The 24,014-nt window shown below is 51.7% G+C and carries 26 protein-coding genes and 1 tRNA gene; 14 read left to right on the top strand and 13 right to left on the bottom strand.

Going from position 1 to position 24,014, the window contains the following annotated elements; genetic code table 11:
- The first annotated feature begins 93 nt into the window (after positions 1 to 93).
- From ahaH to BP822_RS01725, 10 genes are all read left to right on the top strand, one after another.
- A complete protein-coding gene (ahaH, locus tag BP822_RS01770; RefSeq protein ID WP_013719984.1) occupies positions 94 to 420 on the top strand; it encodes an ATP synthase archaeal subunit H in 327 nt (108 codons plus the stop codon).
- Between the two features lie 10 nt (positions 421 to 430).
- Positions 431 to 2,446: a V-type ATP synthase subunit I gene (locus BP822_RS01765; RefSeq protein ID WP_273271789.1), complete on the top strand. Its 2,016-nt coding sequence runs from the start codon at positions 431 to 433 to the stop codon at positions 2,444 to 2,446.
- Positions 2,447 to 2,513: 67 nt separating this feature from the next.
- Positions 2,514 to 2,780 (top strand): ATP synthase C subunit, lipid-binding protein, encoded by a 267-nt coding sequence (locus BP822_RS01760; RefSeq protein WP_013719982.1) that lies wholly within the window; start codon positions 2,514 to 2,516, stop codon positions 2,778 to 2,780.
- A 28-nt stretch (positions 2,781 to 2,808) separates the two neighbouring features.
- A complete protein-coding gene (locus BP822_RS01755) occupies positions 2,809 to 3,357 on the top strand; it encodes a V-type ATP synthase subunit E (protein ID WP_013719981.1) in 549 nt (182 codons plus the stop codon).
- Between the two features lie 5 nt (positions 3,358 to 3,362).
- The gene (locus BP822_RS01750; RefSeq protein WP_048132365.1) at positions 3,363 to 4,412 is read left to right on the top strand and encodes a V-type ATP synthase subunit C; all 1,050 of its coding nucleotides are present in this window, start codon (positions 3,363 to 3,365) and stop codon (positions 4,410 to 4,412) included.
- Between the two features lies 1 nt (position 4,413).
- Positions 4,414 to 4,713: a V-type ATP synthase subunit F gene (locus BP822_RS01745; protein WP_013719979.1), complete on the top strand. Its 300-nt coding sequence runs from the start codon at positions 4,414 to 4,416 to the stop codon at positions 4,711 to 4,713.
- Entirely contained in the window at positions 4,704 to 6,434 is a 1,731-nt protein-coding gene (locus tag BP822_RS01740; protein ID WP_013719978.1) for a V-type ATP synthase subunit A, read from the top strand. Before BP822_RS01745 ends, BP822_RS01740 begins: the two co-directional genes overlap by 10 nt.
- A 12-nt stretch (positions 6,435 to 6,446) precedes the next feature.
- Complete coding sequence (locus BP822_RS01735) at positions 6,447 to 7,832, top strand: V-type ATP synthase subunit B (RefSeq protein WP_013719977.1); 1,386 nt, start codon at positions 6,447 to 6,449, stop codon at positions 7,830 to 7,832.
- A 4-nt stretch (positions 7,833 to 7,836) separates the two neighbouring features.
- The gene (locus BP822_RS01730; RefSeq protein WP_013719976.1) at positions 7,837 to 8,532 is read left to right on the top strand and encodes a V-type ATP synthase subunit D; all 696 of its coding nucleotides are present in this window, start codon (positions 7,837 to 7,839) and stop codon (positions 8,530 to 8,532) included.
- On the top strand, positions 8,525 to 8,728 hold the full coding sequence (locus BP822_RS01725; protein ID WP_048132363.1) for a hypothetical protein: 204 nt from the start codon (positions 8,525 to 8,527) through the stop codon (positions 8,726 to 8,728). The genes BP822_RS01730 and BP822_RS01725 overlap by 8 nt, the downstream gene beginning before the upstream one ends.
- 10 nt (positions 8,729 to 8,738) lie before the next feature.
- Here BP822_RS01725 and BP822_RS01720 read toward each other — a convergent pair whose 3' ends face one another.
- The 4 genes from BP822_RS01720 to rnhB form a co-directional block, all read right to left on the bottom strand.
- On the bottom strand, positions 8,739 to 9,863 hold the full coding sequence (locus tag BP822_RS01720; RefSeq protein ID WP_273271788.1) for an ATP-NAD kinase family protein: 1,125 nt from the start codon (positions 9,861 to 9,863) through the stop codon (positions 8,739 to 8,741).
- Between the two features lie 65 nt (positions 9,864 to 9,928).
- Entirely contained in the window at positions 9,929 to 11,281 is a 1,353-nt protein-coding gene (locus BP822_RS01715) for a TrpB-like pyridoxal phosphate-dependent enzyme (RefSeq protein ID WP_013719974.1), read from the bottom strand.
- Positions 11,282 to 11,747: 466 nt separating this feature from the next.
- Positions 11,748 to 12,893 carry a pyridoxal-phosphate-dependent aminotransferase family protein gene (locus BP822_RS01710; RefSeq protein ID WP_013719973.1) on the bottom strand — a complete coding sequence of 382 codons (1,146 nt, stop codon included), beginning with the start codon at positions 12,891 to 12,893 and terminating at the stop codon, positions 11,748 to 11,750.
- A 35-nt stretch (positions 12,894 to 12,928) separates the two neighbouring features.
- Positions 12,929 to 13,561, bottom strand: coding sequence for a ribonuclease HII (gene rnhB / locus BP822_RS01705; RefSeq protein ID WP_013719972.1), 633 nt, complete (start codon positions 13,559 to 13,561; stop codon positions 12,929 to 12,931).
- Positions 13,562 to 13,827: 266 nt separating this feature from the next.
- Here rnhB and BP822_RS01700 point away from each other — a divergent pair.
- From BP822_RS01700 to BP822_RS01685, 4 genes are all read left to right on the top strand, one after another.
- Positions 13,828 to 13,902, top strand: a tRNA-Met gene (locus BP822_RS01700).
- Between the two features lie 347 nt (positions 13,903 to 14,249).
- Complete coding sequence (locus BP822_RS01695; RefSeq protein ID WP_276621149.1) at positions 14,250 to 15,011, top strand: hypothetical protein; 762 nt, start codon at positions 14,250 to 14,252, stop codon at positions 15,009 to 15,011.
- Positions 15,012 to 15,527: 516 nt separating this feature from the next.
- Complete coding sequence (locus BP822_RS01690) at positions 15,528 to 16,394, top strand: DUF4198 domain-containing protein (RefSeq protein ID WP_157863791.1); 867 nt, start codon at positions 15,528 to 15,530, stop codon at positions 16,392 to 16,394.
- A gap of 368 nt (positions 16,395 to 16,762) precedes the next feature.
- Positions 16,763 to 17,503: a hypothetical protein gene (locus BP822_RS01685; RefSeq protein WP_273270707.1), complete on the top strand. Its 741-nt coding sequence runs from the start codon at positions 16,763 to 16,765 to the stop codon at positions 17,501 to 17,503.
- A gap of 193 nt (positions 17,504 to 17,696) precedes the next feature.
- Here the strand turns inward: BP822_RS01685 and BP822_RS01680 are convergent, their stop codons facing one another.
- The 9 genes from BP822_RS01680 to BP822_RS01640 all read right to left on the bottom strand — a co-directional run bounded on the left by BP822_RS01680 (position 17,697) and on the right by BP822_RS01640 (position 23,613).
- Positions 17,697 to 18,527, bottom strand: a complete 831-nt coding sequence (locus tag BP822_RS01680; protein ID WP_013719968.1) for an energy-coupling factor ABC transporter ATP-binding protein — start codon at positions 18,525 to 18,527, stop codon at positions 17,697 to 17,699.
- A gap of 38 nt (positions 18,528 to 18,565) precedes the next feature.
- Positions 18,566 to 19,315: a cobalt ECF transporter T component CbiQ gene (gene cbiQ / locus BP822_RS01675; RefSeq protein ID WP_013719967.1), complete on the bottom strand. Its 750-nt coding sequence runs from the start codon at positions 19,313 to 19,315 to the stop codon at positions 18,566 to 18,568.
- A complete protein-coding gene (locus tag BP822_RS01670) occupies positions 19,312 to 19,695 on the bottom strand; it encodes a hypothetical protein (RefSeq protein ID WP_286877581.1) in 384 nt (127 codons plus the stop codon). Before BP822_RS01670 ends, cbiQ begins: the two co-directional genes overlap by 4 nt.
- A 43-nt stretch (positions 19,696 to 19,738) precedes the next feature.
- Positions 19,739 to 20,056: a hypothetical protein gene (locus BP822_RS01665; protein ID WP_013719965.1), complete on the bottom strand. Its 318-nt coding sequence runs from the start codon at positions 20,054 to 20,056 to the stop codon at positions 19,739 to 19,741.
- Position 20,057: 1 nt separating this feature from the next.
- Positions 20,058 to 20,687, bottom strand: a complete 630-nt coding sequence (gene cbiM / locus BP822_RS01660; protein WP_013719964.1) for a cobalt transporter CbiM — start codon at positions 20,685 to 20,687, stop codon at positions 20,058 to 20,060.
- An 8-nt stretch (positions 20,688 to 20,695) separates the two neighbouring features.
- Positions 20,696 to 21,466 (bottom strand): DUF4198 domain-containing protein, encoded by a 771-nt coding sequence (locus BP822_RS01655; protein ID WP_013719963.1) that lies wholly within the window; start codon positions 21,464 to 21,466, stop codon positions 20,696 to 20,698.
- 114 nt (positions 21,467 to 21,580) lie between these two features.
- A complete protein-coding gene (locus tag BP822_RS01650) occupies positions 21,581 to 22,375 on the bottom strand; it encodes a DUF4198 domain-containing protein (protein ID WP_157863978.1) in 795 nt (264 codons plus the stop codon).
- A gap of 105 nt (positions 22,376 to 22,480) precedes the next feature.
- The gene (locus BP822_RS01645; RefSeq protein ID WP_157863790.1) at positions 22,481 to 22,789 is read right to left on the bottom strand and encodes a hypothetical protein; all 309 of its coding nucleotides are present in this window, start codon (positions 22,787 to 22,789) and stop codon (positions 22,481 to 22,483) included.
- A 35-nt stretch (positions 22,790 to 22,824) separates the two neighbouring features.
- Positions 22,825 to 23,613, bottom strand: coding sequence for a DUF4198 domain-containing protein (locus tag BP822_RS01640; RefSeq protein ID WP_157863789.1), 789 nt, complete (start codon positions 23,611 to 23,613; stop codon positions 22,825 to 22,827).
- Positions 23,614 to 24,014: the final 401 nt, after the last annotated feature.

The raw sequence follows: 24,014 nt of genomic DNA, 5'->3' as shown, positions 1-24,014 counted from the left end.
GGATGCAAAAGAGCGTTTATCACGAGCCAAAAGTGATGTAGCGCTGTTTGAAAAACAGGAGTGGTGTAGTGAGGGAATATGTAGAGGGATCAGATGGCTAGAGACGAAATCTTATCGAAAATCAAATCGGCAGAGGCCCAATCCAGGGCTGCAGTCCAGCAGGCTCTGGAGGAGAAGGAGAAAAAAATAGCCGCTGCCACTACCGAAGCAATGAACCTCGTCAAATCCGCCGAGATTGATGCACAGGACTACTATGACAAGAGCGTTGCCAAAGCAGAGAGCGATGTAAAGGCAAAGAAGCAGTCAATCATCCAGAGTGGCGATAAAAACGTCGCCTCAATGAGCGGCAGCGCCAGTGCCAAGCTGGACAAAGCAGTTGAATATTTGCTAAAGGAGTTTATGGGGTCGTTACATGCTTAGGCCCGTTAATATGAGTCGTGTGGTCGTAGCCGGGTCAAAGGACGTAATATCTCCAGTAGTAGAAAAGCTGCATGAGTTGCGCTTATTGCACATTGTGAATTACAATGGCAACCAGCCTGAATTTGCATTGGGAAAGCCCATAGGCAAAGCCAGGGAGTACTCTGAGAACCTCATTAAGCTCAGATCGGTCACCAGGTACCTTGATATAAAGAACAAGGCGCCTGAGAAGACATATCCTGAGTCACAGGTTCTATCCGAGATGGACAATCTTCTCAATAACGTGGGGGGCGATGTCACTGCCACCTACGAGAGGATCGTTGCTATAGAAGCAGAGATCAAGTCCAAGCAGGATCAGATCAGGGCTTTAACTCCGTTATCCATATTGCCGTTGCCCCTGGAAGCTTATCATGGTTATGATTCTCTGGCGACATTCGTAGGCACTGCTGTTACGCCTGTGGATGCAGATGTAGCCCGGGTCTCTCCAGTAAATGAGATCTTTACCGGCACCGCCAAGAATGCGACTTATGTGGCAGTATTTGTGCCTGCAGAAAAGGCCAGCGAGGTATCTGCGGTCCTTTCCGAGCACGGTTTCTCTGAGATGTCCGTTCCCAAGCTCGAAGGCAGTGTTGATTCAGCTATTGCTTCACTCAATGGCAGCATAAAATCTCTGGAAGGCGAGCTAGCGCCTCTCCATAAGAAGCTTGTCGATGTGAAGAAGCAATATGAAGATCTGATGCTGGCGACGGATGAGTATCTGTCGATGCAGGTCAGCAAGACTGAGTCTCCTCTCAGGTTCGCAGAGACGGACAACGCCTTTGTGATAGACGGCTGGGTTCCTAGCGATCAGTACGGCCGGCTGAAGAGCGAGTTGGAGAGTGCTGCTGGAGGAAAGCTGGACGTCCAATTGATAGCCGACAAAGAGGCCGATGACCTTGTCAAAGGCGGCGAAGACGTTCCAACCAAGATGGACAATCCAAGCATTGTCAAGCCATATGAGTTGATCACCAGGCTATTCGCCATTCCGGAGTACAAGGAGTTCGATCCATCGCTGCTTATATTCGTCTTCTTCCCGATCATGTTCGGCATGATCCTGGGAGACGTAGGCTATGGCATTGTGATCCTGCTGATTCTGACTCTGCTAAAGAAGAGATTCAGGACAGAAGGGTGGCAGCAGCTGATCAACATCGTCATGATTGCGGGAGTATGGTCAGTCATATTCGGCATATTCTACGGTGAGATCTTCGGGCCCCTTGGCCTGTGGAACTATATGGTAGGAATGCTATCTCATCATGAGATGATTGAGCTTCAGGAGATGGGCTTGTTCTTCGGCGAAGGAACTTTCGGCCCGCTGGGAAGGCTTGGCCCGTTGGGGATCTTCCCGTTATATAGATTGGCAACGAATGCTGTTCTGCTTTTGATCGGCGTGAGTCTGTTCATCGGCGTGATCCATTGTTCTGTGGGATCCATTCTGGGAATCAAGACGGAGTTGAACTATGGCGAGAAGAGGCATGCCTATTTCGAGCGGCTTCCTGTGATGCTCTTCCAGGTGTTCTTCGCCGTGGCGCTTCTTGGATTGGTCATGGGACAGATGATCATGGTGTACATCGGTGCCGCAGTGATCGTATTATCCATAGTGATGATGGTCATGGGTCCGGAAGGCGCCATGGGTCTGGCACACGTGCCATCCTATGTGAGCAACCTGATATCCTACCTTAGGCTTCTGGCCATTGGCTTGGCTTCGGTAGGTCTGGCATATGCTGCCAACCAGCTATCGTTCTATGTCATAATGCCCATGTTGAGCGGTGGAGCGACTAACAGTGCCGATTTCTCGATACTTGCGATCATCGTAGGCATAATGGTATTGGTAGCAGTGCATTTCATCAACATTCTGCTGGGAATTCTCTCTCCCTTCATGCATCCTCTCAGGTTGCATTATGTGGAGATGTTCACCAAATTCTACAGCGCGCATGGTGGTGGAGTGGAGTATAGCCCCTTCGGACATGTCCGGAGGTTCTTGAAGGCATGAAAGCGATCTTTGAAATTAGAAATATGAGCACAGATTGTAATATTCATAAAAAGGAGGATTGAGGAAAATGGTAGTTGTAGCAGATGCGGGAATACTGTATGGATTGATAGCTGTCGGCGCTGGCCTCGCTACTGGATTAGCAGGCATCGGTGCAGGTGTTGGTGAGCAGGGTATCGGAGCGGCTGTGGTTGGTGTAGTGGCTGAGGAGCCTGGATTCCTGGGTAAGGGTCTTTTCCTCATGCTTCTGCCTGAGACCCTGATCATCTTCGGCCTCGCTGTATCGCTGATCCTGATGTTCGCCTGGACGCCCTTCTCTGCAATAGTGACACCCTGAGCTGGCCATTTCCAAAGGGTGAGAGGCAATGGCACTAGATGCAGTGGTTGAGTCGGTTCTGGCAACCAGTAAGGACAAGGTCGCTCAGATAACGAGCGAAGCGGACCTTGAGGCTGCAAGAATACTCAATGAAGCTAGGGAACGTGCCGCTGAAATCAAATCCAGGAAGGAGTCTGAGGTCGGACACGCCATAGAGGCTATCGAGCGCAGGGAGATCTCCAGCGCCAATCTCGAGGTTAAGAGATCGGAGCTTAATGTTCACAAGGATCTCCTGGAGAAAGCAAGGACGAAGCTCCTTGAGAAGATATCCAATCTTCCCAAGAAGGATAATGAGGCCATGCTTAAGAAGATGCTCGAGCCATACGATCTCAAGGATATGAAGGTCTACTCCAACAAGCGAGATGAGGCCTTCCTATCCTCTCTCGCCCCCAATTACGGCGGGAACCTGGATATCATCGGCGGCGTTGTGGTTGAGAGCGGTGATGGAGCTCTACGTTACGATTTGTCATATGAAACTCTTGCGCGTGAGGTCTTTAATAACCGCATGAAAGAGGTTTCCAAGGTACTATTCGGGTGAGGACTATGCCTGTACTACGTTTGCCGAAGTTCGGTTTACCGGTGAAGTACGCTTACATCACGGGCAGAGTCAGAGCGATGAAGACCAAGCTCATTCCTGCGGAGATGTATCCCCGCATGATGAACATGGAGATGTCAGAGATCGCACGATACCTGGAAGAGACCCAGTACAAAGAGGAAATCGACGCGCTCGCCAAGGATTACTCCGGAGTGGATCTGATAGAACACGCCACATTCGACAATATGGCGAAGACCTTCAGGAAGCTGGCGGAAGTCTCCATAGACGAGCCATCATTCCTGATTCTGGAGTATCTGAGGCGCTGGGATGTCTGGAACATCAAGACACTCCTGCGAGGAAAGTTCTCGGGAGCCTCCGACACAGAGATCATGAAATATCTCGTGCCTGCGGGCGAGCTATCCCCAGAGCACCTCGAGGAGCTGGCGAAGAAGGATAGCATTCAGGATATCATCTCCGCCTTTGATGGCACCGATTATGCCAGCGCTCTGGCACAATACGATGGCAAGAATCTTGCATCTCTGGAGAATGCACTGGACAAGCTCTATTACTTCAGGATGGAACGCGCTGTAGGCGGCACATTATCGGTAGGAGGAGGACTGCTGCTCAAATACGTTCGCAGGGAGATAGATATCAAGAATCTGATCACTCTCTTCCGGATGAACAAAGCAGGCATCGATGCAGCCGTAATACAGGAGAACCTTATTCCTGGAGGAAAGCTGCACGATGAGCTGTCCCGCATGGCAGGTCAGCCTTTTGGCGAGTTTCTGCGCGGATTGGAGGGATACCCCTTCTGGTCGTCAATATCCGATATCGCAACATCAGATCTTGACGCCGTTAGCAGAGTCGAAGCCAGGTTAAAGGCTTATCTCATACGGTATGCATGGGCTCTTTCCAATTATCATCCGCTATCCATCCTGCCGGTGCTCGGATATATGGTGAGCAAAGAGACAGAGGTTTCCAACATCAGAAAGATCGTTAGGGGCAAGGAAGCTGGACTCCCCTCTGAACTCATAGAGGAACAAGTGGTGGTGGCCTAAAATGGAGATTGCTTTTGTAGGTGGAAGCGAGAGTGTCCTCGGGTTCAATCTGGCAGGAGTCAAGAAGTCATATGCTGCCAACACGGAAGATGAGATGGTCTCAAAGATTGGCGATGTCATGGCCGATTCCAGTGTTGGAATTCTGGTGTTGAAGCAATCGGATTATAATAAGCTGCCCAAGAGGCTTCAGGAGCAGTTATCCGAGTCTATCAAGCCTACCATGATTACCATCGGAACCGAGCAGAGCACAGAGATGAGAGAGAAGATTAAAAGGGCAATAGGTGTTGATTTATGGAAGTAGGGAAAATTAAGCGAGTCGCCGGACCACTGGTTCAGGCCACTGGCCTGAAGGCTTCCATGTACGACCTGGTATTGGTCGGCGAGGAAGGCCTGATGAGCGAGGTCATCGGCATTTCCGGCAATAAACATATCATTCAGGTATACGAGGATACGGGCGGCGTCAGGCCTGGCGAGCCCGTCAAGGAGACAGGCGCTCCTCTCGTAGCACAACTGGGACCAGGCATTCTGACCCAGATTTACGACGGTATTCAAAGGCCGCTACCCAAGCTGGCAGAGGCATCGGGAGATTTCATCAGCCGGGGTCTGTTCGTAGACGGCATCGACCACAAGAAGAAGTGGGAGTTCAAGTCCGTAGTGAAAAAGGGCGATACGGTCAAGCCCGGCCAGGCCATTGGCGAGGTCCAAGAGCAACTTCTTATCAAGCATAAGATCATGGTCCCACCCAACCTAAAGGGCGGTGCCATCAAAGAGATCTATGATGGAAACTTCACCGTTGATGAGACCATTGCGGTCTTGGATGACGGAACCAAGCTCTTCATGATGCATAAGTGGCCGGTAAGACAGGCCCGACCAGTTACAGAAAAACTGGCACCCACCATTCCTCTGAGAACAGGACAGAGGGTCATAGACGGATTCTTCTCCCTGGCCAAAGGCGGAACGGCAGCCATTCCCGGCGGATTCGGAACCGGAAAGACGGTTATGCAGCAGACCCTGTCCAAGTGGGCAGATGTCGACATTGTGGTCTATGTGGGCTGCGGCGAACGTGGCAATGAGATGGCCGACCTGCTCCATGAGTTCCCCGAGCTGCAGGATCCCAGAACCGGCAGGCCTCTGATGGAGAGGTCCATCGTTTACGCCAATACCTCCAACATGCCTGTGGCTGCTCGTGAGGCTTCTGTTTACACAGGAATGACCACCTCAGAGTATTACAGAGATATGGGCTACGATGTGCTGATGACCGCTGACTCCACCTCCCGGTGGGCAGAGGCCATGAGAGAGATGGGCTCTCGTCTGGAAGAGATGCCTGGTGAGGAAGGATATCCCGCATACCTGGGTGCCAGACTCGCCGACTTCTATGAGCGTGCCGGGCGTGCCGAGGTTTTAAATGGCGGACAGGGTTCCGTTAGCATTGTAGGCGCCGTGTCCCCGGCCGGCGGAGATTTCACCGAGCCCGTTACTCAGAACACACTGAGAATGGTCAAGGTATTCTGGGCTCTTGACTCCAAGCTGACACAACGCAGGCACTTCCCGTCCATCAACTGGCTGGATTCCTACTCGCTATACGACCTGGACCTCGAGCCCTGGTTCGTAGAGAACGTCAGCGCTGACTGGAACAAGAACAAGAGACGGGCCATGGCTATACTGCAGGAGAACGCCGAGCTGGAAGAGATTGTGATGCTCGTAGGATCCGATGCGCTGCCTGAGGATCAGCAGGTCACACTGGAAGTAGCCAGGATGATCATCAACTTCTGGCTGGCACAGAGCGCATTCCACCCGGTTGATACCTTCTCTCCCTACAAGAAGCAGTTCGACCTGTTGGAAGCCATCCTGAAGTACAGGGACTACGCCTTCGAGGCAGTCCAGAAAGGCATACCTGTTGGGCAGATCACATCTGTTCCATCCAAGGATGCTCTGGCCAAGGTAAGACTGGAAGCTGAGTATGAGCCCATACTGGCAAAGGTTCTGACTCAGATGGATGCCGAGTTTAAGGCGCTGAAGTGAGGAGGGTTCAAAATGACAAAGGAATACAAGACGATTACTGAGATCTCCGGACCACTCATCTTCGTGGAGAAGACCGAGCCAGTGGGCTACATGGAGCTCGTCGAAATCAGAACTGGCGGAGATCTGAAAAGAGGACAGGTGCTGGATTCCTCTGATGACATCGTGGTTATTCAGATATTCGAGGGAACCGGTGGTCTGTCCAAGGATTCTGCCGTCAGTTTCACCGGAGACGTCATCAAGATGCCATTGTCTCCCGCCATCGTGGGACGCGTTCTGTCCGGATCTGGAAAGCCCAGAGACGGCGGCCCTGAGATCGTACCCGATGTATTGAGAGATATTGCAGGAGCTGCCATCAATCCAGCTTCCCGTGAGAAGCCTCGTGCATTTATCCAGACGGGCATCTCAACTATCGATGGCACAAATACCCTGGTGCGCGGCCAGAAGCTGCCCATCTTCTCGGGCGCTGGTCTGCCTCACAACGATCTTGCTCTGCAGATCGCCAGGCAAGCCAAGGCCCTTGGTGAGGCCGAGTCCTTCGCAGTTATCTTCTGCGCCATGGGCATCACCAACGAAGAGGCTCAGCACTTCCTGGCTGACTTCGAGAGAACTGGCGCTCTGGAGAGAGCAGTCGTTTTCCTCAACCTGGCCGATGACCCGGCTGTGGAGAGGATTCTCACCCCCAGGCTGGGGCTGACCACCGCCGAGTACCTGGCATTCGATCTGGACATGCACGTGCTCATCATCTACACCGACATGACCAACTATTGCGAGTCGCTCAGACAGATGGGTGCTGCTCGTGAAGAGGTGCCCGGACGACGTGGCTACCCAGGTTACATGTACACCGACCTGGCCTGCCAGTACGAGAGAGCAGGGATCATCAAGGGCAAGAAGGGATCCATCACCCAGTTCCCCATCCTGACCATGCCCGGCGACGACATCACCCACCCCATTCCGGACCTGTCCGGATACATCACCGAGGGTCAGATCCTCATCTCCCGAGAGCTGCACAGAAAGGGCATCTATCCGCCCGTTGACATAAGGCCTAGCTTAAGCCGGCTGATGAACTCCGGTATCGGAAAAGGCCATACTCGAGAGGATCACAGAGCAGTGTCCGATCAGCTCTATGCTTATTATGCAGAGGGCAATGATCTGCGCGGCCTGGCGGCTATCGTGGGCAAAGAGGCTCTCTCTGAACGCGATAAATTGGTCCTGGAGTTCGCCGACAAGTTCGAGAGAAGATTCGTCAACCAGAGCAGAGATGAGGATAGGTCCATATTCGAGACCCTCCAGATCGGATGGGATCTCCTGGCCGACCTTCCGGAAGCAATGCTCACCAGGATTGACGACAAATACATCAAGCAGTATCATCCCAAGTACGCAAGCACGGCGAAGAAGTGAGATCATGCCCGTAATTCCTGGAACGAAACCGACCAGGGCGGTCCTGATCGCTCTCAAGAAACGAATGAAGGTAGCTCAAACTGGCCACTCGCTCCTCAAAATGAAGCGAGACGGCCTCATGATCGAGTTCTTCGAGGTGCTGAATAAGGCCAAGACAGTCCGGAAAGAGCTGGTCGAAGCTCTGCTCATAGCTGAGCAGAGGCTTCAAATGGCCATGGCCATCGAGGGAACAGTTGCCATCGGAAGCGTGGCCTACTCCCTGCAAAAAGAGCCAACCATCCAGCTCGAGTCCCGAAACATCATGGGCGTAGTGGTTCCCAAGATCGAGGCTGAAGCCGTGCAGAAGAAGATGTACGAGCGAGGCTACGGCGTAATTGGGACCAGTGCTGCAATTGATGAAGCTGCGGATGCCTATGAGGTCCTGCTGGATAAGATCATCCTGGCTGCAGAGGTAGAGACCGCCATGATAAGGCTCGTCGAGGATATCGATAGCACTAAGAGGCGTGTCAATGCTCTGGAGTTCAAGGTGGTTCCTGACCTCAAGCTAACCATCAAGTTCATCTCCATGGCCCTGGAGGAGATGGAAAGGGACAATCTGGTCAAGATGAAGATGCTCAAGGGCAAGTCCGAGAGGAAAGCCGCAGCAGAACTGGCCAAGAAGGAAGCGGAGATTGCAGCCGCTGCCATGGCTGATGCGTAAACCTGAAGCAATGGGCAACTGGTTTGAGCGAAAATCTGAAGACTGGTTTGGGACGCCTGAGAAGAAGATGCGTCTTCTGCAGTGGTTGGTGTATATCACCAACCTCTACGTTATTTTTGGGATATTTGTGCTGATCTGGCTACTCTATGGTGAGTATATAATTCAGGCCTGGGAGCACTTCACCAGCGCGAGTTAACCATATCACTCTACAGTCTGGAAGCTGCTAGGGTATCCTTCATCTGAGCAATTCTATAGCCAGTCACCACCTGCCTCATTCCGGCCAGAGATTCATCCAGATCCTCGTCTCCTGTATCCACCAAGAGATAGGGTATCTCAGCCAGCTTATGAGGGGTGGAGATGATTATCAGCTTATCTATGCCCACCCTGCGGATCACCTCAGCGCTCAGCTGCTGATTTCCTCTGCCCAGTATGAAACCCTGCGCTCCTATGGGAGAGATGATGATCATGACCCTGGTCTCTCGGTCAAGCAGCTCCAGAAGGTCCTGCTCAGAAGCATCCGTGATCATCAGCCTTCCGTCCTTGACCACATCCACCCCCAGAAGGGTCTTCTCCAGACCAAGGATATCCGCTATCCGGCTGGTAGTGGTTCCTGCTCCGATTATATAAGCTGAGCCATCTCTCATGAACTCGCTGGCGAATAAGGCGATCTGATCTTTGAACTCATCCTCCTGGTCTGAGCTATAGATCCTTTTTCGCTCCGCTACCAGAACGGGGAGGTAGGGAGTCTTGGCCAGAGCATACAGCTTTGTCTGGAGAATCCCTGCACGATAGAGCTCCTCGTCCACATCCACGATCTCCGTATCCCTTAGATTCAGCTCTCCATTTAGAAATCGTATCACCAAATCAGCTGCTGCCTGTGGGCTGGCGGCAAATACCCCGGAATGCATCTTTACACCAGCTGGAATTGCAAGTATCGGGGTGCTGCCTGCTATTCCCGCCACGTCCCGGGCGGTGCCATCGCCGCCACAAAATAAAATGAGATCCACCCCCTCATCCAAAAAAGCCTGGCAAGTCCTGATGGTGTCCCTGGAGCTGGTGACGGGCAAAGCGGAATATACCACCTTATAGTCCAGGCCGCACTCTTCTAGACAGCTTTCGCCCATAGAGCCGCTGGCAGTAAAAAAGAGAATGGCATCCCTCTCTTTGGAAAGGAGATCAAGGCACGCTCTGGCCCTCTCCATCGCCCTAGGCCTAGCTCCCATAGCTATTGCCTCCTCTGCCAGCCCGTCCGTCCCTTTGAGGCCTACCGGCCCGCCCATGCCGGCAATGGGATTGACCAGAAAGCCAATGCGCCCTTTACCGGCTGCCATTATGTCTTGCTCTTCCTCTCAATTCTTGCTCAATCTTGCTTCTTCGCGCTTTTTCCTTCTTTGGATCAGGGTTTAGGCAGCTTGGCCAGGGACTGCTTGACCAATTCGGCGGGATATACATAGTCCACCAGCTTGCCATCGTTATAGGCATCATAGGATGACAGATCGAAGTGGCCGTGGCCGCTCAGGGAGATGAAGATGACCTTCTCTTCTCCGGTCTTCCTGCAGTTAAGGGCCTCGTCTATGGCCGGCTTGATAGCATGGGCAGATTCTGGGGCGGGGATTATGCCCTCAGTGCGGGCGAAGAGGGTGGCCGCCTCGAAGACCTCAGTCTGCTGCAGAGCAGTGGCCTCGATCAGGCCGTCGTGCACCAGATTGCTGAGCAGTGGTGCATCTCCATGGTAGCGCAGGCCGCCTGCGTGAATGCCCGGTGGAATGAAATCATGGCCCAGGGTGTACATCATGATCACCGGCGCCATGCCTGCGGTATCGCCGTAGTCATAAGCAAAGAGACCTTCCGTAAGGGTAGGGCAGGCTGTGGGCTCGCAGGCTACCATTCTCAGGTCCTTTTTGTCCTTTAGTTTATCGGGAATGAAGGGGAAGACCATTCCTGGGAAGTTGCTCCCTCCACCGCAGCAGCCGAACATCACATCGGGATAGTCCTCAGTCATATCGAACTGCTTTTTCAGCTCCTGGCCCTCGATGGTCTGGTGGAGCAGGACATGGTTTAGGACCGATCCCAATGAATAGTTGGTGTTATCATGGCTTGCTGCATCCTCCACCGCCTCAGATATGGCTATTCCCAGGCTTCCCGGCGTGTCAGGCATCTTTTCCCTAATCTGCCGGCCGAAGTTCGTCCGGTCCGAGGGGCTAGATAGGCATTCAGCGCCCCAGACTCGCATGGCGCTCTTGCGGTAGGGCTTGCTATCGAAGCTTGATCTGACCATATAGACTGTGCACTGCAGGCCGAATAAACAGGTGGCCAGGCTTAGGGCCGAGCCCCACTGCCCGGCTCCGGTCTCCGTCGCCAGCCTCTCTATTCCCTCCTTCATATTGTAGTAGGCCTGAGGGATAGCGGTATTTGGCTTATGGCTACCGGCGGGGCTCACACCCTCATATTTATAGTATATCTTTGCAGGGGTCTTGAGCGCCTTCTCCAGGGAAGCGGCCCGATAAAGCGGAGTGGGCCTCCATAGCTTGAGGATCTCGCGTACCTCCTCTGGGATATCTATCCAGCGCTCAGTGCTCATCTCCTGCTGGATAAGCGCTTTGGGAAAGATCGCTTCCATATCCTGGGCAGTCAGCGGCTTGAGCGTTCCTGGATTCAAAGGCGGTTTCAAGGGCGTTGGCATATCTGCGGCTACGTTGTACCACTTTTTGGGTATCTCTTCCTCGTCGAGCAAGTACTTGATCTTCATCTGGGACACTCCATCTTTATGCTAGCGCACTCCATCGTTGTGCTGAGATGCTGTCTGATGTACATCGATGGTTTCCACGCGTCATTATTTAAATGCTTTGAAATGGTCTGAATAGATTTTGCCTGATCTCCCCAATCCTTGCCCTAGAGGAGAAGGTTTCTGAAGGGAGATCAGATCACTTTGGCCTTCTTCAGCCATGAGCTTCAGGTCCTCTGCTCTCAAGCATTGTTAATGAATGGCCACCCAGGATTCCGCAAGCAGCTCATGTGGATCCAGATCCGGGAAATCGCTTTCGTGCTATGCTTCCCGTTTTCTCTGCCAGATGGTAGAAGTATGCTTTTCTCTTCAAGATATCTGATAATGGCCCAGGAAGTGATAGCTCTATCTGCCAGAGCACGAATTGGCAGGCTAATATCCTTGTGGTAGGCCTTGATCTTCGACCAAAAAAAATTTTAGTGCAGAGCAATCAGCTGTCCAGCACTCTGCTCATCGCCTCCACTCCTACGCCGCAGGAGTGGATATTGCCCTCTTTGAGCAGGATCAGCTCCAGGGTCTGAATAGTCCTCAAGAGGTCGCCGCTAGAGCAGACTCCCATGGTACCGATGCGGAAGATCTTGCCCTTTAGCTGCTCTTGGCCTCCGGAGACGATGACTCCTTTCTTCTTCATGCCGCCGCGCAGCTTGTCATCGCTCACGCCCTCAGGCATCTTCATAGCGGTCACTGTATTGGAGTAATGAGAGTTTTCATTGGTCTGGGGGAAGAGCTCTATCCCCAGCGCCTTGGCCGCAGATCGAACCGATTCCGCCTGTTTTGCTGCTCTCTCTCTCCGGGCGGCAAATCCCTCCTCCGCCGCCATATGCAAGGCCTCCTGCATGGCGAAGAACAGTGGCACTGCTGGGGTGAACGGAGTTTGAGCCGGGCTCTTTCTCGCGCTCTTCAGATGGGCCTTCAGGTCGGCATAGTAGCTTGCGCTCTGGGCAAGGAACCTCTCCTCTGCCCTGGGGGAGACGGATACCACCGCCAGGCCCGGGGGCACAGCCAGAGCCTTCTGCGAGCCGGTGATGGCGATGTCAATGTTCCACTCATCGGTGAGGAACTCATTGCCGCCGATGGAGGATATGCCGTCTACTATGAACACCGCATCGTACTTCTTCGCCAGCCTTCCCACCTCTTTCGCGGGGTTGGTCAGGCCTACTGAGGTCTCATTATGGACCATGGCTACCGCTTTGGCCCCCTCTTCCAGGGCAGCCTCGACTCTATCCAGATCAAATGGCATGCCCCAGTCGAACTTCACGGGCACGCACTTGCCATATCGCTCGCCGATCTCAGTGAATCGCTCGCCGAACTTGCCATTGGATATGGTGACTATCTTATCCTCATGACCGATGATGCCTGCTACGGCCGCATCCATGCCCAGCGTTCCGCTGCCGGTCATTATCGCGATCTGGTTCTTGGTCTGGAAGAACTCCTTGAGCAGTTCGGCGCACTCGCTGTAAATGGCTCCGAACTCGCCGCTTCTATGGCTGATCATGGGCTTGGACATGGCGCGCAACACTCGAGGTGCGACCTTGACCGGCCCTGGAATCATGAGCAAAGTATCCTCTATATCCATTTGATCCCTTCTTAGGCATCTTGATTTCAGGCGGCCTATATAAAACTAGCTTTGATGCGTTGCGCCGTTGTCCAGCTATGCCTGGCGCAGGGCGGGAGGTCTTTATTCTCTCGAACCCACTCCGAGAGAAAGGCGATAGTATCGCGATCATGAGGATATCCACTCCCGATCTTGCAGTGCATCTCGTTCTCCAGCTCCCGCATGGACCGGTCCCTGCGTACCTTGGCCAGAATTGAGGCGGCAGAGACTACATGATGCCTCTGGTCTGCCTTATGCTCTGCGATCAGATCCATGCTGGTTTTTGAATGATTGCGAACTGCCTGGGCAAACCTCTCCGCATTAACATCAGCGGCATCGAGAATCGCCCTATCGGCATGCAGTCGTCCCACCACCTGGGAGAAGCTTCTCACCATGATATCATTCATGGTCATAACCAGGCGCAGTTCGTCGATCACCTCCGCCCTGACCTCTAGAATGTATTGATCGGTAGCAATGGTGGTGATCTTCCTTGCCAGAGCCTCCCTCTTCGCTGGCGAGAGCATCTTGGAGTCTTTCACCCCCAGAACAGCCAGGTCAAAAAACCTCTCCTCATCGATCACCAGTCCAGCGACGAACATGGAACCAATAACAGGCCCTTTTCCTGCCTCGTCTGCGCCCATCAGCAGCATAAAAGATGATTGAACAGGTGATACATTAAGTAAACGAGTCTCAGATTAACGTATCCCGGCAGGCAGATAATTGCCAACCAGTGGCAGACAGCAAATCCAGCCCCTAATCTATCCTCGCCTATTCTGAACGGCATCGGTAGGTGAGGACAATTCAAGAGAAGTGAGGGCAGGACGATCCTCCATATGGGCCTATCCAGGCAAATGGCGATGGCTTCTATACGCAAGCCTTATAAGCAAGTATAAATCACTGAGTATGTCCCATATGAAGCGGGGTAGGGTAGTCAGGATATCCCGACGGGCTCATAACCCGTAGACCAGTAGTTCAAATCTACTCCCCGCTATCACTTTTGCCATCGTTCTCGTCCTGCAGAAAATCATTCTAATTCCCCTTCAATTGCAGATATTTCATGATAAGGGAGGGCTGGCACCGATCAATCTTGCCAGCGGCAGCAATTGATGAGCATCTCATGCTCCCTCCCGGAAAATTTGCCCCATGCATTTTAATGTATTTGTTAATTAAAAAATTATTTAAGTATTTAATAGCGAAAAGCATATAAATATCATAGGTTTAACTATTCTAATACCTGGCAATATTAGGCAAAATAGATATACTTGGAATTAATTGTACCAGCTGTAATCAATCTTTGGAGGATGAAATATGAAAATTGACTGGCTATCTTCGGCCTTAATGACATTTATTCTATTTGCATTTATGTCTGGAGCTAATGGAGCGGAAGCTGTGGCATTAAACAGCCAACAAGGCGGCACATTGGCCAATTTTGATAACTCAGCCCCATTCAATGAATACTATGGATCGATTATGGGATCTGTGCCAACCTCTCTGCTCACAGTTCCCGTGCAGGTTGATCTGACGAGCAATGCACCTGCATATGTCTATTTAGGCACAGCGATGCAGAAGGTTGACTACTCTGCATATCAACCCGCAGCAGTCAGCAATTCCCTATGGATTGCTGGAGCAACGAGCTGGTCACAATATGCCATTGTACCCCAGGGCTCATTGGTGAATCTGTTGGCCATCTCTACCAAGGAAGGTCAGGGAACCTTTGTCGTCTACCATCCCAACGGGCAGAGATATGATTTCAACTGCCTCCTCTTCCCCACCAGCCAGCTTCAGCTATATGCTGATGCACCTGGAAGCTATCAGGTCTCCTTCATTATGGATGGGGCAGCTAGCAATACAGTGATGATAGATGCATTGGGTACTACCCCGACAATAGTAGATACAGGCTACTTGGCAGGAGAGGCTGGCGGAGATTATCTGGCATCCATCTTCGGCGTACCCAAGACCAGCATGGGCCCGCAAGCCGGCCTGGACAATAAGGCTGCTTTAAAGGAATACCAGAAGAAGATCAACAGCGAGTATTGGAGCAGTTCCGACAACGATATTGCTTGGGCCATTGGAATAGACAGGTGGCTGAACGCAGCTTAATTGGCATAGAGCGAGCGCAATCGCTCTTTTTTTTTTAATGCAGTAGTTTAGTTTGCTTTTCCTGATAATTTAAGAGAATCTTAAACAGGATTCAGGGAATCTATTTAACCGGCTCTTCGCTGAATTATGTGGATCAGGCCCGGCAGAGATTATAACCTCTGTTCCTCTGCGCCTCTGTGGTTGAGTCAGAGCATAGCGGTTCACCACAGAAGGCACGGAGACATAGAGTTTTTCCGATTTATGTTCACCCATACCACATAGCGAGGAGCCATTTAACCTGTAGGGTTGCGAAGGACGAAGCGGGAAGCCCCCGTCTTTTCCATGAAAACAAGATTAAGATGTCGATAGATCTTGCTTTTTATTTGCCTCGTATGGCTCCAGTCCTGAGGCCCATGAGTGTTTAGGGTGGGGGGCGTTCACCATATAGATATTTAATATGACTTAAGATGAGGTTTTTTGGAATTTGTAGCAAAGCTTAAGTATAGTGAAGCGCTAAATCAGATCGGTGTACAATATATGAGAAGACTATTGCTGATAGCTGTGCTGCTAATGCTATTTTCCTCGGCTGCGGTGGATGCGCATCAGATTTTCGTCAGGCCCATATCCGGCTTTGCGAATTTAGGAGATACAGCCATGCTCCCTGTGGCCGCCGGTCATAATACCTCCTCCACAGAGATGCCGGAGGGATTGACCAACCTGACCGTAATCAGACAGGATGGCGGCGTGATCGATCATATCCTCAATGAGAAGAGCGATACCATGGGCAACTGGCCCATATTCAGCTTCGACGTTGAGCATCCGGGATTGTATGTCATAACCTCCTATAACGGCGGTGGAGCCTGGACTCACATCATCACCAATCCCCCGGCGATTGGATACTGGGAGGCGGGAATAGTAGATGAGATCGACTTTGACGCCATCAACAAGACCGGCTGGGCCAAGGACTGGTATGTCGAGAGGTCTTATCCCCTCCACACCTATGGCAAATCATTCATTGCCGGTCCAGAATCTGATTACTCCATAGCCTCAAAGCCAGTGGGACAGATCCTGGAGATCATTCCCCTCACCAATATCACAGAAGTGGGCAATGGCGACTTCGAGTTCCAGGTTTTATATCAGGGCCAGCCTTTCAGCGACCTGGAACTGATCGCTCAGAAGGTTGGCGATGATACGAAGATAAGAGGCACGACCGATGCAGAGGGAAAGGCGATGCTCAATCTGTCCAGCACAGATGAGCTGAGCGAGTGGGTGGTTGTTGCCGATACGCTCATGGACACCAGGGTGGTAGAGGTGAGGGACGCACCCAGAGGTGAGGCCTCCAATGAGAAGTCGTATGTAGGTCCTGTCTACAGGGCGACCGTGGTCCTGAGAACCGACTTTTGATCCAGTGGACTATTTGCTGGTCCTCCTTTTCTCTTTTTTGGTGGCTTATGCCATTCTCCCTGGTCTTTCTTTCTTGAGAGGCCTGTACCGCCATCCAGAGAAATCAATTCCAATCAGAATCCGAAATATCCCTCTTATTGCTACTAAAAACAAAAAGTTTATTAACTAGTATTATCTTAACTCACCGAATAGCGACAAAGCACATTGACCTCCTTTACCGTCGTCTATCTGTCGTTGGGCTCCGGCCAGAGTTGCCAGGCCGGACTCTTCCTCAAAGACCATCCTCTCCTGGTCTGGTTCCTCAATGCGTGGTTCGTCAGGAGGAGAGGCAAAAAGAAAAACCTAGCAAAATTGGAGTGATAGCTTGCATGAATAGCAAAATCGCGGTATCAATTCTGATGCTCCTCGTACTGTCCTGGCCGTCTGTTGGATCGGATTGCATCTATCTGGGAAGCGGAATCAGAGACCAGGTCATAAATCTCGATGCGGGTGCAAGGGTGCCCGGCCAGAACTACCAGTTTACCAGGTCCGGTTTCGTAGCGCCCAGCATTCCCCAGCCAATGGCCCTGAGCCCTAATATTATGATCACTCAAGCTAAGAACTTAATGGATGAGGCTGCTAGAGCCAAAGACGAGTCTGTAGCTGCCAGAAATGAGTCTTTATCTGCCAGAGATGAAGCAAAAGCGGCATATGGCGAGGCAAAATCCTTGTTGGCGGAGATGAACGAGGCGGAGAAAAATATCCAATCCCAACTGGTAAAAGCAGAATCCTGGGCAGATGTCTCTGCCACAAATGCCGTTCGGGCAGGAGGCCTGTTCAATATGACTGATGAGGCTTGCAGAAAGACGCTGGCACTCTCTAAGGAGGTAGAAGGAAATGCGAGCCGGACAGAGTCTATGATGGAGCAAGCCAGAGATTATGCCAATGCATCTGCAAAAAGCGCTGGTCAGGCAATCGAGAGCCAAAACCGCACTTATTTATTGCATAATGAGACGGCAGTCATCTTCAGTCAATCCTCGGCTGTATACAATAACATGACGCTTCTGGCAAAGGAGATGCAAATCAATTCTGATAAAATAAGGACATGGATGAGCGAGAAGACGCCTTGAGTAACAACCAGCTTTGGTATCTGCGTTTCCTATTCCTAATGGAAGCCTGCTCAGATTTGCCCCACTCCTCCACACTTCATCATAGCTCTCCGGTCAGGCCGCCGTGCTTGTGGGGAGCGGGGCGGGGTTTTTTGGGCCAGTAAGATGGGATGCCCTGGCCCATGAAGATCGTATCCGAGGTCTGCTGCCTATCTCATCGATGGAGCATCTCTCTTATAGTCCCAATGGCCTCACCTTTTTTAAAGGGAATGGCACCGGAATACAGGCCCTCCTCCTGCAGAGTCTCGAATAGATCAGCAAGGATGGGCATCTCCAGGCCCAGATCATCCATCAAATCCCTCCTGCTCATGATCTGATGAACACTGCCCTCTGCCACAATGCTCCTATTGAGGAGAAGAACCCTGTCCGCCAGCAGGGGTACAAGGTTTACATCATGGGTGGCGGTGATAATGGCCGTCCCATTCCTCTGCTGCTCTCGGATAAGGGAGACCATCTCCATCCTGGAACGGGGATCCAGGTTCGAGGTGGGCTCATCCAGGACCAACACCGGTGGCCTCATGGACAGGACGGTGGCAAAAGCGGCTCTCTTCCTCTGGCCGAAGCTCAGGTGATGAGGCACCTTTGCCGCCTGGTCGGAAAGGCCAACGCATTTCAGTGCCCACTGCACTCTCTCGTCCACCTCCTTTTGGGATAATTCCATATTCGTCGGACCGAAGGCCACATCCTCCTCCAGACGGGACATGAAGAGCTGATCATCCGGGTCCTGAAAGACCATTCCCACCTGGCTTCGAACCCATCTCAGGCTCTCATCGCCTATCTCTTTATTCCTGATCCTGACCTTTCCCTGCCCCCTCAATAGTCCATTCAAGTGAAGCAGCAATGTGGACTTGCCTGCTCCATTGGGCCCGAGAATCGCCAAGGATTCACCTTCTGCCAGGGAGAAGCTGACTTGATTCAGGGCACGCGTTCCATCAGAGTAGCTGTAGCTGAGGTTCTCAACCTCTATGGCCATTTTTTGATTCATCGTAATACCTGCCAATATCGCCGATCAAATGAGAGTCATTAGACGTATTGTATAATGAGAGCTGCAGCGATGACCAAAAAGCCCTTGAGCAGATCATCGCCTTTGATCATCATCTTCTGGCCAGAGGGCAATCTTCCCTGGTAGCCACGAGAGAGCATGGCATTGAAGACATCCTCCGATCGTTCATAGCTCCTGATGAGAAGCATTGCCACAGACACCGCAAGGATGCGAGCGGATCTGGCAGATGACCTCATCTCAAATCCCTTGGAGGCAAGAGACCTTCTCATGGTCTGCAGATCATCGTAGAAGAGGAAGATATAGCGATAGGCGAATAGGAAGATCTGAGTGAGAGGGCCGGGCATGCCAAGGCTCCTCAGGGCATTGATGTTCACATTGAATGGAGCTGTTCCCACCATAATCAGGGCAAGCAGGGCGGCGGCAATTCCCCTGATCATGAACAGCACTCCGAGTTGCAGACCCTGACGGCTGACAGTCAGAATATGGTAGCTAAACAGGTTATCCCCTCCAGCGGTGATGGGAAGGATGACCAGCAAGGGGAGAAGGAATAGGAAAGGCCACTTCATGAATCTCAGGACATGACTCAAAGGAAGCCCAGATATAAGGACCAACAGCATCGATACTATCAGCCCAGCCAGGGCCTGACCGATCCCTCCCGCAATTACAATGGAGATGAGCAGCATAAAAAGGGATATGAGTTTGGCTCGCGTCTCCCAGCGGTGCAAGGGAGAATCGAGGTCAGAGTACCTTTCCGGGTCGAAGATGCTCATGCTTTCTTCTGGCTTCTCTTTCTGGATATGAAGATCATTGACAATCCTGCGATCCCCAGCAGATAGCCAAGGCCTGCCGCTGCTCGGAGTGGCCGTGAGATCTGCTCTTCCGCTTCCTTCTGCTCCAGGTCAAGCTCCAGCTCTGCCTTATGTCCGGCAGAGTAGCTCACAAACCTGAGATCTCCAGTTCCCTTGCTGGGGCGGAGGACATAGGCACCCTCATCGTCCGTCACCCCTTTTTCTATGGTCTTGCCGTCGCTTTGAACCTCGATCTCTACTCCTCCTGCGGGGGTTCCATCGTCATATAGGGCGGTCACCTGAATCTCGTTTACCTGATAGCCCATCATCATCCTATGGCCGCAAGAAGTATTTAAGGTCAAAAGGAAAAGAAGGAGAATCAGGACTAATCGAGCCTTCATGCCATCACCTGCTTTTTGCGAGGGTATTATTGATGATAATGGATCCCTTCTCAGTATGTCCTCCTCCCTCGACCTCATAGCTCCAGTCTCCCGTTCCTTTTCCCGGAAGAGTGAAGGTAAACCTCCCTGTTGCATCGGTGACGTTTTCGGCAAAAAGAGCTCCCTCCTGATAGAGCTTCACCTCAGCATTGGCTGCCGGGCTGCCATCGTCATAGAAGACGAAAAGGTCCAGGGTTATCTGCTGGCCCACAAACATCCTGTGAGCACTGGCCGCTCCTGCCAGGAGCAGGGCGGCAATAATCACAGCTAGTATCCACCTCATATCAATTTACCTCCATAATCTTACTGCTGCTATCCGCAAGCATTTCTGGCTTGACCTTCAGGAGAAATCCTGCTGCTGCTCCCACAACCAGGGCCTCTATGATTATCACCGGCAGGTGAGCGCCTATCACCAGGAGCGATATCTCGTTGAATGCCTCACCCAGAGCCAATAGCTCCAGGGAGACCAGTAGCACTGAAGTCAGCACTGCCAGCCCCCCGGCCAGAGCTCCGAAGACCGCCTCCAGATGGGGTGACTCCAGGCCTCTTCTCTTCTCAAATAGCTGCCAGGCGAGCAGAGCTGGAACGCCTATATTAAATGCATTGACCCCCAACACGGACAGGCCTCCGTGCTGAAAGAAGACCGCCTGCAGAGTAAGGGCCACAAAAACGCCGATAAAGGCCCTTCGTCCCAGCAGTATGCCAGCGAGACCGTTCATGATCAGGTGCACCGATGTTGGGCCTATGGGGAAGTGGACCAGGCTGGCCACGAACAGCGCTGCAGTGATCAATGAGACCTTGGGAATCTCCTCTATCCGAATGTTTCTCATAGAGAAAACAAGCAAGATAAGAGTGAAGAGGAATCCTGCCGCCAGCATGGCCAGGGGCAGTACGCCATCTGATATATGGACCATCTATCGCCTCAATCGTTCACCCAGAAGGTGAGGTATGCGGTGGGAGCAACCTCTTCGTACTCGATCTGGTCTCCTTTCTTGTAGTTTTCAGATGGATCGTCCTTAACTGCAGTCCAGGTTCCACTTTCATCTATGGTGGCCTCAAATGCCAGCACCCATAATCCCGCTCTTCCAGTGGCAAAGCTGATGATGCCGTCCTCGCTCTCTCCGGAGATCTCGCTCTCCTGGGCATGCTGGACCACCAGGACATCCTCAGGAGAGCGGGTGATGATTGCGCTGTAGCTGCCAGGCACTGGCTTGCCGTCGTAGAGCACACGGGCCCGGAAGTCTTCACCTGATTTGAGCTGATAGGGATCGGCTTCGGGCACGATCTCCAGGCCTTTTCCGCTGGACCAGTCATAGCCCTCGCCCGACTGGTATGGCATGAGGACCCGGCCGTACTTCTCCACCAGGCTCTTTTTGCCCGCTGCTCCAAACGAGGCGGGATCAAATAAGGTTGTATCCATCTGCAGGTCCAATATATAGCAGCCAGGATCATCGAAAGCAACAGATCCCTTGAGCCCATCCTGATAGGGCTCAAAAAATAGCTCGCTCTCGCTGCCGTCTGGAGAGATCAGGCGGGCCAGAGGCAACGATTCAATCTGGGAATCAGCAGATCCTCCGTGGCCATAAGCGATCCAGAATTCGGTCTGGGAGTCGGGGCCTGTGTCTTGGGGAAACTCAGCATAGAGAGAATGAGCTGCTGCTGAGGATATCATCAATCCCAACAGTATCAACAAAGCAATCGTCCTCATAGTATCACATATACAGATATGCCTTAGTGTTAAAAAACCTTTCCATATTAGAATTAAATCATATTTTTTGTGGGAAAAAAAATGAAAAATCCGAAGGGCTCACTTCCTCACATACACCATCATATAGGTGCTGTATCTGGTTGTGTTGTATGGGACCATATCACCAACCTTGTAGTGGCCGGCACTCTCCATTGTTGCCGTCCAGGTTGCGGGCTCGTTGATATCATAGCTGGCGCTGACCTGCCATAATCCTCCCTGGCTGAAATTGACCATAAATGAGCCGTCACTTCCAGTGGATCCGGTCTGAGTGAGGGCCATGGCATTGTTGGGGAAGGCAGAGAAGGTGGCGTTCACAGGCTGGCCGTTGTATTTAGCCAGGAAGGTCACGTTCTCTCCCGCATGTATTGCATAGGGCGCTTTATCGGGATTTATGTCAAATGCTAATCCGGTATCCCAGCTGGTTTTGTTGCTCTCGTTCCCTACATTGATCGCCATTTTGGCAACGCTATAGCCGAGCCTGGGATTGCTGGGGCCGCTGCCATGCCAGGAGGGATCATAGACCGATGGAGTCCGAGCGATAGCGAAGAGGTAGTCGCCCGGCGAGGAATAGGTCATATCGCTGTAAGCATAGCCTATCCAGCCATATCCGGGAAGCCAATCTCCGGTATTCATATCCAGGTCCGTTTTCTGACCATCTGGAGCCAGCAAAAAGGCAGATTCAATTGCAGGAGAGGTTATGCCGGTTACATCATCAAGATGGCCGTAGAGAGCATACAGCCTATCGCTATCTCCTACATCCGCCTGATCCCGCGATTCCAGCCACACACTGTGGCCGCTTGCATTCATGGTCGCTGCTCCAATGAGGAGCAGTAACACAAACAAAGCCTTCTTCATGGAATTCACCAATCCTTATCAGCCTCTTTTGTTAAATACTTTTCTATTAGTAATAATGTGTGTTAAATATTTAAATATTGCAGCATGTCATACCGCTGAGGTTGTCTAGCTCTCCTTTATGCTGAATTGGATCACCTCATCGTGTCCATCCCCGGATATCACAAACATCCAGTCTCCAGCTCCCGTTCCTGGCAGGGCCATGCGGAAGAATCCAGTGGAATCGGTCTGATTTTGGGAATAAAGCGCACCGTTAAGGAAGACCTGAACCGATGCGTCTGCTGCCGGCTCGCCATCGTCATAGATCGCAGAAATCCCCAAGGTCAGGCTCTGGCCCACGAACATCCTATGCCCGGAGGCGGCCATGCTACCGGCCATCAATGTCAAAAGCAATATCAATAAAACGAGCAATCTCAAGCTGATCACCTAAAAAAAGGAATGGCTATCCTCGACTACTTCCTGACCCAGACTGAGAGGATAGTGGAGTATCTGGTGGTGTTGAATGGCACTGCGTCTCCGGTCTTGAATATATTGCTGCTGGAGTCGTAGGTTGCGGTCCACTCGCCATCGCCGATCACATCATAGTAGCAGTTGACAACCCACATGCCGGTCTGGTTGAAGTTGATGACGAAGGAGTCCTTATCATTGGTGAATCCTTTCTGCACCTTGGTAGCAGTCATCTGCGGATAAGCGGAATAAGTAGCATTGACCTGCTGATCCAGATACTTAACGGTGAAGGTTACGTTCTCCTTGTTCTTGATCTGATAGAGAGGCTTTTGGGATGATATCTCCATCGGCAGGCCGGACTTGAAGCTGGCGGAGCTATCGTTGCCGGCATTAATGACGGCCTCAGCGGCGCTGTAGGTCAGGCGAAGGGTTTTGTTGCTGTAGGAGGGGGCGCGGGGTGCGACATAGACGTAGTTGCCCGGCCAGTAGGCGACGACTGGGCTGACGCCAAAGTCTCCTGTCCAGCCGTATCCAGGAACCCATTCCCCTTCGACTTTGTTCGTATTCAACGTGATCTTCTGGCCGTCAGGGGTCATGAGATAGGAGGATTCCATAGCCGGAAGAGCAAAACCTGCCGGGTCATTGGCATGTCCGTAGAACACATAGGCGTCCTGGCTCTCGCCGACCTCTACCAAGTCCTTCACTTCAGCCCATACACCGTGGGCGCTGGCGTTCATGGTCACTGCTCCAATGAGGAGCAGGAACAGTGCTAATGTTGCTCTCGTATTAATCACCAGATAAGTAGTAACATTAATAACATATAAACTCTTCTAAAATATGATTTTATACTATTTATTTATTATATATTAACACACAAACAAGAAGCTGCTTTTATATATAATATTTACATTTATCTCATGCAATAGTAATAGAAATCTTAAAATTTTGTATTACGAAAACAATTTATAATATGATGGCAGAGTACCAGTGCGGAGTCGATACCAACACTCCATCTTTGCGAGGCTGGCATGCATCTTGCAGAGCATATATCTACGTCCATAATCGATGTATGCCTTTTAAAGGCTCATGGGTATCGAACTCTGCTCTTCTTTTTTGGCTCTTCGCTGAATTATGGGGGGTGAGTTGAGGCAGGGAATATGGCCTTTTGTTCCTCTGCGCCTCTGTGGTTGGGTCA

The sequence above is a fragment of the Methanosaeta sp. UBA458 genome, from assembly GCF_002496085.1.
Lineage (GTDB): Archaea > Halobacteriota > Methanosarcinia > Methanotrichales > Methanotrichaceae > Methanothrix > Methanothrix soehngenii.
This window is presented reverse-complemented; position numbering and strand designations above follow the sequence as displayed.